Raw genomic sequence first — 13,804 nt, forward strand, 5'->3', positions numbered from 1 at the left:
GTGAATACAAAAAAGCGCATTATCGGCTTAGATTTTGCTAGAGCGTGGGCAATGTTTGGAATGTTACTAGTTAATTTCATGGTGATAACAGGGGCGGAAGGAAATGGACCTCCTCTGTTAAAAACCTTTATAACACTTTTTGAAGGTAGAGCTTCTGCCTTGTTTGTTATACTTGCTGGGATTGGCATAACTTTAATGACTAAATCATCTGTTGCTAGCCAAGAGAAAATAAAAATCAATACCAGCCGAATATTGATTTGGAAACGATCACTATTCTTATTTATTTTAGGATTATTATTGTATGTAATGGAATGGACGGGTGATATTTTACACTACTACGGCGTTTACCTTTTCATCGCTGCATTACTAATTACTGTACGAAGAACTATACTAATATGGCTTTCTATCATTATTTTACTTGCTGCACAATATCTCCAACTTACTTTCAACGCCTTCGAAGGATGGGGAGGCACAATCCCATTTATAAACTATATAGACTTTTGGACCTTAACAGGTTTTCTTCGCAACTTATTTTTTAATGGCTATCACCCTATTTTCCCATGGTTTTCTTTCTTCTTAATTGGTATGATAATTGGTAGATTAGATCTTCATAATAAAAATATTAGAGAAAGATTACTCTTACTCAGTATTACAATCACAATACTGACAGAACTTTTATCAAAAGGACTTACACACTTCTTTATTCCATACATCGGCAAAGAGGCAGCTACATTTTTGTTTAACACAGGACCCATTTTGCCCAATATATTATACGTCGCATCCGCTACAGGATCTGCTATTGCTATATTAATAATTTGCCTCTACATTGCTGAAAAATATGAAAATAATTGGTTTGTTACTTCCATTATACAAACAGGACAATTAACATTAACGCATTATGTAAGTCATGTATTTATCGGTATTGGCGCATTGATTGTATTAAATCGTATGGAACATCAAACACTACTTTTCGTTTTATTATTTGCTACTGCATTTTTCATTTTCAGTATTTTATTTAGCGTATTATGGCGAAGGAACTTTTCTAGAGGACCTATCGAATGGATTATGCGGAAAATAACTGATTAATTTATCTTCATACAAAAAAGGAAGTTGGAATGATTCCATCTTCCTTTTTTCTTTAATTAGCCGCGTTTAATTTAATTCGGATCTTTGTCTCACCTAAAGAAAGTTCATCGTCCTCATTCGTTAAGTGACCAAATGTAAATTGCTTGACGAGTAAGTTTTCTTCTAATAACTCTTTATGGTTCGTTAATGTATGCTGCAATTCATCTTCTACATCAAGAGTAATATCAACCCGTAAGTTAACTGGTAAATTCAACTGCTTACGATATTCTTGAACTGCACGAATAAATTCACGTGCTACTCCTTCTTGTAACAATTCTTCCGTTACATTCGTATCTAACATTACCGTATATTGACCGTTAGTCGTATTTGAAAATCCTGATTTCGCAACTTTCTCTACTAATACATCTTCAGCTGTTACAACTACTTCTTCTCCTGGTGCTACTTCGTAAACTGCTCTTTCTGTAGATACAAAGTGTTGTACTTCTTCTTTTGATAATTGTTTTAGCCAGCCATTTACTGCATTCACACTTTTACCAAACTTCGGCCCAGCCGTTTTAAAATTCAGCTTTAATTGATAGGACGTGTATTTCGTTTCATCGAGTTCAACATGGAACGCTTTTACATTTAGCTCATCCATGATGATATCACGATAAGATTCCCAATCCATATCATTTTCATTATGCGCTAGTAATACAAGTTCCGCTAACGGCTGTTTTACTTTTAATGAATGTTGATTACGGTTACTTCTTCCAAGTTCAACAACTTGTAAAACAGCATCCATTTCTGCTTCTAACTCAGGCTGGATAAGTGATTCGTTTACAACCGGATAATCTGCTAAATGAACGCTTCTTCCTTCTAAATTCAGATGAATATCCTCAGCTACAAACGGTGTAAATGGTGCGATTAATTTACTAATTGTTACAAGCACTTCATGAAGCGTTTCATACGCAGCTGCTTTTTCAGGATTCATACCAGATTCCCAGAAACGATTACGTGATCGTCTTACGTACCAGTTACTGACTCCATCTACAAGCGCCGCGATTTCACGAGCTGCATTCGTAAATTGATAATCATCAAGTGCTGTTCTCACTTTTTTCGTTGTGCTATGCAATCTTGATAATACCCATTCATCTAATTTCGTACGTTTAACTTCATACTTTTCTTTCGGATTATACTCATCTAAATTTGCATATAAAACGTAGAAGCTATATACATTGACTAACGTATCTACAAATTTAGATTTTGCTTCCAGTACTGTTCTTTCAGAAAAACGCTTTGCATTCCACGGAGCACTGTCAACAAGTAGAGCCCATCTTAAAGCATCTGCACCAAACTGATTTACTAAATCAACTGGATCTAGTGCATTTCCTTTACTTTTAGACATTTTCTGTCCTTCCTCGTCTAGAACATGCCCTAGTGATAACACTCGTTTATATGGTACTTTCCCTGTATATAGCGCTGATACGGCTAATAAACTATAAAACCATCCGCGTGTTTGATCAATGCCTTCTGCAATAACATCTGCTGGAAACTGTTCTTCAAATAACTCTTTATTTTCAAATGGATAATGATATTGTGCAAACGGCATGGAACCACTATCAAACCAAACATCGATTACTTCTGGTGTGCGATTCATTGTACTTCCGCATTTTTCGCAGCAAACTTGCACTTCATCTACATACGGCTTATGCAATTCTAAATCTTCAGGTGCTTCTTTCGTACTATGCTTTCTTAATTCGGCAATGCTTTTCGGTGCAAATTGATGATCGCAGCTTTCACATTCCCATACGTTTAAAGGTGTTCCCCAATATCTATTCCGGCTAATATTCCAGTCCACCATGTTTTCTAAAAACTTACCAAACCGTCCATGCTTCATATGGTCTGGATACCACTTAACAGAATCATTATTTCGTAAAAATGTTTCTTTAATCTCAGTTGTTCGGATTAACCAGCTTTCTCCTGCATAATAAAGTAATGGTGAATCACAGCGCCAACAGTGCGGATAGCTATGCTCATATTTTTCTTTATGATATAGTAACCCTTCTTTCGCTAAATAACGAACGATATCAACGTCACATTCTTTTACAAACTTTCCTTTTAAGAACGGTACTGCTTCTGTATACTCACCTTTCTCATCTACAACATGTAAAAATGATAACCCTTCACTTTGAACGACTTTATAATCGTCCTCCCCATATGCTGGAGCGATATGAACGAGTCCTGTACCACTATCTGCTGTTACAAAATCTGCTGCAATTACGTGGTATCCATTTGTAACTTCCTTCATCGGAAACGGTGCTGTATAAGATGTGTTTACTAATTCTTCGCCTTTATGAACAGATAATACTTCATAGTTTTCTTTTAATACTTCTTGTACACGTTCTTTCGCAACAATGTATACATATCCTTCTTGTTTCGCTTTAACGTATTCCATATTTGGATGTACGGCAAGTGCAACATTCGCTGGAAGTGTCCACGGCGTTGTCGTCCATCCAAGGAAATATTCATTTTCACTATCTTTTACTTTAAACTTAACCGTTGCGCTTAAATCTTTCACTGTTTTATATCCTTGTGCAACTTCATGTGAACTAAGCGATGTTTGACAGCTTGGACAGTATGGAGAAACTCTATGTCCTTTATATAACAAACCTTTTTCATGAATCGTCCCTAAAATATTCCATACACTTTCGATATATGGATTCTCTAGAGTAACGTATGGATCATCCATATCTACCCAATATCCAATGCTCTCCGTAAATTCACGCCACTGCTTCTCATACGTGAATACACTCTCTTTACACTTTTGAATAAATGGCTCAATGCCGTACTCTTCAATCTCATGCTTACCTGAAATACCAAGTTGTTTTTCGACGCCTAATTCTACAGGTAATCCATGTGTATCCCAGCCAGCTTTTCTTAACACTTTATATCCAGCCATCGTTTTATATCTCGCTACTAAATCTTTAATTGCCCGACCAAGTGCATGGCCGACGTGTGGTAAACCGTTCGCCGTTGGTGGTCCTTCATAAAACACAAACGATTGTGCGCCTTCTCTATTCTGAATTGATTGTTCAAAAATGCCCTGTTCGTTCCACTGCTTACGAATACGTGTTTCTCTCCCTACAGCCGACTCTTTTACATCTACTTTCTTCATCTACAATCACTCCTTTGAATGTTTTAAAAGCACACAAAAAACCCGCCCCTATGAAGTAGGGACGGGTTTACCCGCGTTACCACCCTAATTCTATTAGCTTTTCACTAATAGCACTTAGCAACGTACTAACATACGCGTTCTTTGTAACGGTAGACATCCGTCCGAGCTTACTTTATTCAGCCACGGCTCCTCGGAGATGATTTTCAAATAACGTCTGCACACCGGCTTTCAGCAATACACCGGCTCTCTGGAGAACAGCTCACTATTTTACTCTTTCTCGTCTTCAGATTTGTATACTTTATTAAAAGTTATTTTATGCCATTAAACAATTAATTGTCAACTAATTCGAAATATATTTTTATTTATACCCTTTTTCTCTATTCTTATACAATTACTTTTCAAATTCTCGCAATCCTGCTAAATCTTCATCTTCCTCTGCAAGTTCAGCGAAAAATCCTGTTTCATCTTCACGAAGCACAATTTCAAGTTCATCTCTTGCCTCTTCATTTCTGTTTAATGTTGTTAAATAACAAGCATGATCGTATCTTGCTAACAAGTCAGTAGCATCAATTGCTAATATTTCACTTGTTATTTCTTCTGCCTTGGCCGTTTGCCCAGCTCTATGATACGAAGATGCTAAAGCAAGAAGAATTGCCGTTTCATTCGGATGATGCACAGAAGCACCTTCTAATAAATGAATCGCCTCTTCAAACCTCTCTTGACTTTGGTACATTTCCCCTAAAGCAAGGAATCCTCTACTTACAAATGGTGTTTTCTCAATTAATTGCAAGTAAATTTTTTCGGCTTTTCTTTCTTCGCCTAGCTTACATAATACACTCGCTTGTAAAAGAAGAGTATCATAATCATCCGGTAGCTCTCGAACCATTTGTTTCGTTAATTCCAAAGCATCTCGTAACATAGCTTCTTCCTCACACTCAATGAAAAGATTTACAAGTTGCTTCGCTACATCATAATCCCACTTATTTTCTAACGATGTTTGTAAAACCTCTATAGCTTCTTTATTCATCGCCGCATTCTCATAAAATATTGCGAAACGCTGCGCTGCCATACTATTTTTCGGATTTAACTTTAAGGAGATTTCAAATAAATCAATAATAACTGTAATCATTGAAATTTCCTTCGCACGATTTTTCATACGATAAAATGCTCTTGTAAATATAGATTTTTTCGGTTGCTCATTTTGTTGCCTTTCTACTAATCTTTCGGCAACCGCAGTAGCTGCATACATAAACGCTGTACTTCTTTCTGCTTTTTTCACCTTTAGCGTATGAAGTACGTCTCGTATTTGGGATAATTTTTTATGTTGTTCCATTGCTTTTACGTACACACCAAAAATACGTTCACTTTCCAAATCTTTATGCATTACTTTCAGCGCAACTTCGATTGCTTCTGCATTCTGCTTTTTAACTAGCAATTTCGCATAATGATATAGTACTTCCACATGCGCTTCATCTATTTTCATTGCGCATTCGATATATTCTTTTTCTTTATCTATGTCATTCATCGCGCCAAACACGTATGCAATCGCATCTAAACGCCATGTTTCAGGAACTTCTTCCTCCAATTTTTCTAGTTCAACTAGCAATTCTTCCTGAAGATTCATTTCTACTGAAAGCTGCGCTAAATATTCCATATTTATATGCATTGGTTCTTCTTTCATCGCCTGGACCATATGCTTTTGTTCTTTGGAACGATTCTCTTCTTTTTCGTATATTTCAGCAAGCTGCAAATGTACACCTAAGAAGTTCTTATCCATTTCTAAACATGTTTCATACGCATGCTTCGCTTCTTGAAATTGCCCTAACGCCATGAATGTTTCACCGATACGGAAATACGGCAATGAATCTTGTTTTTTCTTAAGTGCATCATTATACCGTTTTATCGCCTGATCATACTGTCCAATAGATTCATATAAAACACCTGCGTAACAACCGTATTCAATTACATCCTCTTTTTCTTTTTCTAACGTTCTTAAAAATGCTATGCCTCGTTGCACAAAAGCTGTGTCTTTTATTCGATTTACATACTCATCCAACACGCTCGCTATATTAGCGTATACGCTTCGTATACCGTTCTCTAATTTAGAAAGTGCAAGTTTTAACTCTTTTTCATCCTCACCTAATGCCATTTCAGCATCCCATAACACCATACCAGCATTCATAAGGAAATCTTGATTGTCTTCAAATTGCTTATTAATACTGACAATATAGTTTTTTGCATCCTTATATTGTTCCTTTGCCATATAAACTTGAATTAAACCGAAATGAGAATATACATCTTCATTATTTTCTTCTAAAGAACGCTTATATATAGTTTCCGCTTCTTCAAGTTCATCATTTTGAAAATGAAAATCTCCTAAACGAACATATAAAGACGCCTGATCTTCACAATTTTGAATTCCTTGTAATAGAATTTCCTTCGTATTTTTCTCATCATCCAAATCCGATTCATAGATTTCCGAAAGCTTCGTATATAAATAGGCTGCTGTTTTATCTAATTGAATCGCCACTTTAAGTCCTTTTACCGCCAAATACACTTTCCCTAAATACTGAGCACATCTTGCACGTTCATACCATATGTGCGCTTCATATTTATATTCTTTTAATAAATCATTAAAGAATCCATATGCTTCTTCATATCGTTCTAAATCTATTAAAATTAAACCGTGATTTACAAGTGTAAACCTTTCTGGACTACGTTCTATAGCTGTTAGAGAATACTCTAGCCCCTTTTCGGATTGATCCATATACATGTATGATAATGCTAAGAAACTCCACGCAACTGGTTGATCTGCATCCAATTGTAATGATGAACGAAAACTAGCAATCGATTCTGCATAATTATCTTGCTCAAAAGAATAACGTCCATTTATAAAATGATACAACGCTTGATTGCTTTTCTTCTCCACACTTTGAAGCATCTGTCCTGCTTTTTCCATATCCTGCAGACGAATAAAACACTGTGCACTATGCAATTTCACAAAGTCAGAGCTCGGAAACTTTTTCATTAATTTTTCTATACAAAACTGAATAAAATCTTTATCTACTTCAGCATCTAAATGTTTAATCGTATATAACCAAGTGTTTGGATTTTCACTTGTTTCTTTTAAAAATAGTACTAATTTTTCAATTCCCTCTTTATCTTGCTCACCTAAATGATCTGTAAGAGAAAAGATTGTTTTATAATAAGTGTGTTCTTCCTCATTTAAAAATGAAAGTTGTTCCATTCTATCTTTTGGTATAAACGTAATAGCTAAACAATCTGTATAACGATATTTTTCTTGCAACTTATCATATTCCACAAGAATCGGTTCCAAGAAATTCGGATCTTGAATATAAAAAGCTTGCAGTACATCGTCATAACCAGAAAGCACTTGTACATGGGAAGCGTGCTCAATATCTATACTTAATAAAACGGGAATACCTTGATTGAGTAATCTCTTATAATTTTCCTCATTCCCTTGAAAATAACGATATTCGTAACCTTGCTCTTCTATATATGTAACTGTATCTGAAAACTTAGAACCTGTTACATCAAAAATATGTTGTGCAATTTCATCTTGCGTACGTTTTTCTCCCCATACCCCTAACATCATTTCCAAACTTGTCGGAACGCAATAGTTATCCTTTTGTACAACCGGAACTATCGGTAAACGAACCTTTTTTCCATCAGGATTTTTTTCTATATGATGATATAGAGAATTTTTCAAACTCTTTTCACTTTTCAATAGTGCTTGCAAATCGTGAATATTATTCATTTTATAAAATGCTTCTGCACGTAAATGTATAAAATAAGTTGTATATGCATGATGCGGAAGCATATGATTGATTTTATCTATTACCGCTAACATTTCTTCATAGCGCTCTAAATCTAATAAATATTTTACTTTTTCAAAATAGAAATATGGTACTTGAGGGAACTTTGCAATCGCATCATTAATGAGTTGTAACGCTCGCTGCTGTTCACCTTTATATGCATATAATTGCGCCAATAAGTACGTAGCTAACTCTTCACAATCTTTATGCTGCTGACCGAATAAAAGTTGTTCCTCTGCCTTCTCCCACTCACCAGTCTGTATATATAAGTAACCCCATTTATCAAAAACTGCACGCGTACTATATTTTTCCGCCTTTTGCATATAGGCATAGGCCTCTTCATTTCGCTTCATATCTAGCAAACATCTAACTAACGTAAAGTATGCTTTCGTTAAAACATCCGCATCAGTTTCCTCTTCGTTTACCTTTTCCAAAGAAGCTTTTAACAATTGTTCAGCATCAAGGATTTTACGCTCATCAATTAATTCATCACAATATAAAGAGAGCGTTCTCATATTCGGGAATTTTTTATAAGTATAACGAATTAAAAAGGAGCTATATTGATGCATCAAACCTTCATCAGCAAGACGAATTAATGTATCAAACTCCTTAGGTGACGAGACGTTAGAAAGCCAGTTCTTCACGTATGATAACTTATTCGTTTCTTTTATATGCGCAATTTCATTATTTATCTCATGTAATCCATCTAGGAATCTCTTTTCTTTCAAACAAATCTCTAATTGCTTAAAATCTAGCATGCATTCACCTCAAATTATTATTTATACTGCCATTTGCAAGCAGTATTCTAACCTACTTGCTTAGATTTTACACATCATATAGTATGCATTCAACTAAAACCTCATATAATGAACGATATTATTTAATATTATTCAAGTTTATAACTAAATATCTTAAAAACGATACTTTTTCTCGTTATTTTGTTTAATTTGATGAAATAACATGTATTATTCGAAGATGGGTTTTATCTTCTTTTTTGAGCCTTCATTCAGTGGATGAAATTATATTAACGATTTGATAAGATATATCGATTCACCGAAAAATCTTGATAATAATGATAACCTTATTAGAAATATAGCAATTCTCCTTCTCTCTTACTTTTCTAATATGATATTTACTTCTTTATTTCACCAAATGTAATTTTCATATTCGGAGCATATACTAAAGATGAATGCATATGAAATGCTTTAAAAAACCGTAGTTCCGCTTCATATTGAGCTAACGCTTCTTCATATGTTAATCCTCTGGCCATTAAAAGTTCTATAAATTGCTGTTTATCACCTGGATTGCCCGCAATTCCCTCTTCTTTTAATGAATGATACAAACTATATTTATCATTATGATGCATATTAGAGTCTAAAAAGTTCACCTTATCACTTACTCTACATTCGATATTTCCCACACCCAATTCACTTAAATACATAGGTATTTTGATACCGATATTTCCATCTTTATCGTTTCTCTGTGTGTCCCTTTCAAATAATTTCTGCAAAATACCTATCTGGATAATTTCCGATTGATTCTCTCCATCTAATACGTATGAAGACATATTTGACATCCAATGTGGTTCAAAACAGATTATTTTACCACCTTGTTTAATTGAATGTATCATCTTCTCTAGCATCGTTTTTGGGGAACTCATATGTAATAAGAAAGCCTGACAGATTGCTATATCATATTTATTTTCCAATTCAATTTCTGTAGCATCTCCTTCAATAAATTCTGATTCATATGGAAGCGAACGAAACAACTCTCTCGCTTCAGCTATTAATGCTTCCCCGCTATCAATACCTGTATACTTTGATCCATTTGGAAGTAACAGCAACAAAATTAAACCTAAGTAGCCATACCCGCAACCGTAATCAACAATATGTACTGGCTCAGAAATCTTCCAAACTGTATTTACTAAAAAACTTAAATAATCGTCATTGTAATATAAATCTCTCGTATTTTTTAAATATGTTAGTTTGCTGTTCCAATCATACTCTTTCAGGTCCAACACCTCCTTTTATATACAAAACTAAAGTTCTCCATTTAATAGTCACATTCCTACACTTCTAATAAAAAAAGCTAGTATACCTTAAATGATACACTAACTTTTCCACTCGCATAATTTAACAATTACAATCAGTATAATCGGTACAAGCTAATGTACTGCAATCACAGTTTCTATGTTCGTCATTTCTTTTTAGGTGAAAATAGAGTAACACAATAAATATTGTACAAATAACAAAAGCAATTATTGCTTCTATATTTCTTTCATAAATGAGAAAACTAATCCCGCTTCCTCCTGAAATAAGAATTAAAACTAAGTAGATCCAAAACATGTAAAGTTCTCCTTCCGTTAATATATGCTTTTAGATGTTATCCATATAATGCTAGAGGCAATAAATAGCCCCATACCATTACCGCTTAATAAACCAGTCGTTACTCTTAGTAAATTTGTGCTGCTTCTCCATTTCCATTTTTGGGTGAATCCATCAATAAGTAACGGAATTTGAGCGGAAAATGATAGTATTATTGCAGGCAGAAACGAAGGTGTCATATAAAAATAAATTGGAAACATCAAAATACCGATAAACATGCCTGTACAACGCGCACATAAAGGTATGTATTTTTGTAGTTTAAGAAAACTTCTTTCCGGTAGTCTATGACAAGGAATATGTAAAATGAAAGCTCGAATCAATACGGACCATCCTCTCTACAAATATTTTAATTGATTTCGCAACATAATTATAGAGTTCTTACACTTCGCAGCGTATAACTCTTTATAGATAAGAGTTTATTTAAGAAAATACAAAAAGACAAGACAGGCTAATAATCGCCTGTTTTGTCTTTTTGTTACTCTATATTACGCTTTAATTTGATCTGTAGTTTATTAGTAAAGTAATGTGAATATTTCTCTCGGCGCATAAGCACAAAATTTTTATTTTACATCTCCTCAGGTGCCCCTACCCCAAGTAAACGTAATCCCTCTTTTAATACAACCGTCACAGCATAAGCTAATGCGAGTCTACTCTCTTTCTCTTCGCTCTCTTCTAATATACGAACATTTCCATAATATTTATTGAACGCTTGCGCTACATCTAATACGTATTTTGAAATAATAGATGGCTCATTTTTGTTGAAGGCCGCTTCAATTGCTTGCGGGAATTTATTGAGTAATTTTACTACACTCCAGCTGTAATCGTCTTTTAATTCAAAAGTACACGTTTCAAATTCTACACTTTCTTTTCTTAAAATAGAGCAGGCACGCGCATGTGTGTACTGCACATATGGTCCTGTTTCTCCTTCAAATTTCAACATATTTTCTAATGAGAATTCGATATTATGCATACGCTCATTTTTTAAATCGTGGAAGATAACTGCTCCAATACCGACTTGTTTTGCCACTTCTTCTTTTTGTTTTAAATTCGGATTTTTCTCTTCAATATTTTGTTCCGCAAGCGCAACAGCTTCTTCTAACACTTCTTCCAATGAAATAATTCTGCCCTTACGTGTCGACATTTTCTTACCATCTTTTAATATGAACCCGAAAGGTACATGTTCCATACCATCGACCCAGTCATAACCAAGCTTTTTTAATACAGTGAAAAATTGATTGAAATGTAAGCTTTGTTCTGGGCCTACAACATATAAAGCTTTATCAAATTCGTATGTGTTTTGACGATACAATGCCGCTGTTAAATCACGTGTTGCGTAAATAGTTGCACCATCTGATTTTCTAATTAGGCAAGGCGGCATACCTTCTTTTTCTAAATTAACGACTAATGCGCCTTCTGATTCTTCAAGTAAATCGTGCTCTTCTAAAATCCCAATAAAGTCTTCCATTTTATCGTTATAGAAAGCTTCTCCTTGAAAGTTTGTAAATTCCACACCGAGAAGTTCATAAATACGAGAAAATTCTTTTAAAGACTCATGACGGAACCAATTCCAAAGTTCGACTGCTTCTTCATTTCCTTCTTCTAGTTTTTTAAACCATGAGCGTCCTTCTTCTTCTAGTTCTTTGTTCTCTTTTGCTTCTTCATGAAACTGAACATATAACTTAAATAACTCACGAATTGGATCCTCTTTAACAACTTCTTCATTTCCCCATTTTTTATATGCAGTAATTAACTTTCCAAACTGCGTGCCCCAATCGCCAATATAATTGATTCCGACAACTTCATGCCCACATTTTTCGGCGATATGTTTCAGCGAATTACCAATCATTGTAGAACGTAAATGCCCCATTGAAAAAGGTTTCGCGATATTAGGAGAGGAATAATCGATAACTACCGTTTTTTCACATCCAAAGTGATTTTGACCGTACTCTTCTTTCTCCGCTAAAATCGTTTTTAATACTTTATCACTTACTGTTTCACGATTAAAAAATACATTTACATAAGGACCCACAGCCTCTACTTTCGTAAAGAACGGATCATTTAATTTCTCCGCCAATTCCTTCGCTATAATAGCTGGTGATTTTTTATATTGCTTCGCTAGTGAAAAGCATGGGAACGCTGCATCTCCGAATTCATCTTGTTTTGGTGTTTCGATTAAATCTAAAATTTGATTTTGCGTTAATTCATTCGTAAAAATATTCGATAAACTTTTCGCAAACTGCGTTTTATAATTCATACTATAACCTCCTTATTTTTTAAAACACAAAAAACTCGTCTCTAAAAAAGAGACGAGTTTTAACCCGTGGTACCACCCTTGTTGTTCATTTCGAACCACTTTCCCGTTTATAACGAGGACAGGGGGCCTCGGCTTACTCTACTATTCGTTCAAGAAGCGTCTCCGAAGTGCGCTTCATCTTTTTCTTCTGCACTAGGCTCACACCATCCCTAGCTCGCTTTCCTTCTGAAAAAGATTACTCTCTTCATCACAGACAGTATATTTAATTATTGCTTATTATACATCTTTTCAAACAATTAGCAAGGGTCAATTACACCAAAGTGAAACTTAGCACTTTTTCTTTTGTATACGTGAAAATTATGTTTTTCAAATCTAGAACTACGAAAATGATCTTTCAGAACGACACGCTTTCTCGCCACACGCTTCGCTTCCGCAATTGTTTCGTCAGTAATATCATGATACAAAGCGAAGTGTTTTAATCCTTTAATTCCATCTGATTCTATGACAGTTTCTTCAAACATTGGATCAAGGTAAACAACGTCATAACTATTATCTTCACATTGTTTTAAAAATGCAAAATGCTCTGTTTGCTTTACATCGATTCTTTGCATTGCTTCATCGATTTCAGAAACGGATGAAGACCATGTTTGCAAGCCTTTTCCCATGATGTAAGACATATATTCGTTTCCTTCAAGCCCTGTTACTTTTCCACTTTCACCAACAACATAACTAGCTACAATACTATCTGATGCCATACCGAGCGTACAATCTAATACTGTCATTCCGCTCTCTAATTTAGCAGCTTGTATAAATGGATCATGTTCTCCGCGCATTAACCTTTTCACACGAAACATCGCTGAGTTTGGATGAAAGAAAAACGACTCTTCCGTACCTTTTGGATAAATGGCTAATCGATTTTTCCCTACGACAAGTACATCTTGTTCATACTGCTCATGCAGTTTATTTACTGGTATGTCATTACGTTTAACGAAAGAAAGATTTAATTCTGCTGCTACCTTGTTTGCATAATCTTTCATTTCTTTATTTGTTCTTCCTGCTGTTGTTACTATCATTTTTTCACCTCTATATA

8 protein-coding genes and 2 other annotated features are annotated in these 13,804 nt (G+C 34.8%); of the genes, 1 reads left to right on the forward strand and 7 read right to left on the reverse strand.

Annotated elements, in window-relative coordinates:
- Window positions 1–1,086, forward strand: a complete 1,086-nt coding sequence (locus AC0IXC_RS06255; RefSeq protein WP_002189456.1) for a DUF418 domain-containing protein — start codon at window positions 1–3, stop codon at window positions 1,084–1,086.
- A gap of 52 nt (window positions 1,087–1,138) precedes the next feature.
- Here the strand turns inward: AC0IXC_RS06255 and ileS are convergent, their stop codons facing one another.
- The 7 genes from ileS to AC0IXC_RS06290 all read right to left on the reverse strand — a co-directional run bounded on the left by ileS (window position 1,139) and on the right by AC0IXC_RS06290 (window position 13,787).
- Window positions 1,139–4,240: an isoleucine--tRNA ligase gene (gene ileS, locus AC0IXC_RS06260; RefSeq protein ID WP_471652711.1), complete on the reverse strand. Its 3,102-nt coding sequence runs from the start codon at window positions 4,238–4,240 to the stop codon at window positions 1,139–1,141.
- A 54-nt stretch (window positions 4,241–4,294) separates the two neighbouring features.
- Window positions 4,295–4,533, reverse strand: a binding site (T-box leader).
- 98 nt (window positions 4,534–4,631) lie between these two features.
- A complete protein-coding gene (locus AC0IXC_RS06265) occupies window positions 4,632–8,834 on the reverse strand; it encodes a tetratricopeptide repeat protein (RefSeq protein WP_471652712.1) in 4,203 nt (1,400 codons plus the stop codon).
- Window positions 8,835–9,208: 374 nt separating this feature from the next.
- Complete coding sequence (locus AC0IXC_RS06270; RefSeq protein WP_471652778.1) at window positions 9,209–10,087, reverse strand: methyltransferase domain-containing protein; 879 nt, start codon at window positions 10,085–10,087, stop codon at window positions 9,209–9,211.
- A gap of 121 nt (window positions 10,088–10,208) precedes the next feature.
- Complete coding sequence (locus AC0IXC_RS06275; protein WP_033709025.1) at window positions 10,209–10,421, reverse strand: hypothetical protein; 213 nt, start codon at window positions 10,419–10,421, stop codon at window positions 10,209–10,211.
- Between the two features lie 17 nt (window positions 10,422–10,438).
- Window positions 10,439–10,780 carry a DUF2085 domain-containing protein gene (locus AC0IXC_RS06280; protein WP_002141578.1) on the reverse strand — a complete coding sequence of 114 codons (342 nt, stop codon included), beginning with the start codon at window positions 10,778–10,780 and terminating at the stop codon, window positions 10,439–10,441.
- 245 nt (window positions 10,781–11,025) lie between these two features.
- Window positions 11,026–12,714 (reverse strand): arginine--tRNA ligase, encoded by a 1,689-nt coding sequence (gene argS / locus AC0IXC_RS06285; protein WP_215591193.1) that lies wholly within the window; start codon window positions 12,712–12,714, stop codon window positions 11,026–11,028.
- Window positions 12,715–12,759: 45 nt separating this feature from the next.
- Window positions 12,760–12,974, reverse strand: a binding site (T-box leader).
- Between the two features lie 36 nt (window positions 12,975–13,010).
- Window positions 13,011–13,787 (reverse strand): class I SAM-dependent methyltransferase, encoded by a 777-nt coding sequence (locus AC0IXC_RS06290; protein WP_215591192.1) that lies wholly within the window; start codon window positions 13,785–13,787, stop codon window positions 13,011–13,013.
- Between the last annotated feature and the right edge of the window lie 17 nt (window positions 13,788–13,804).

Source organism: Bacillus sp. AC266 (genome assembly GCF_979253805.1).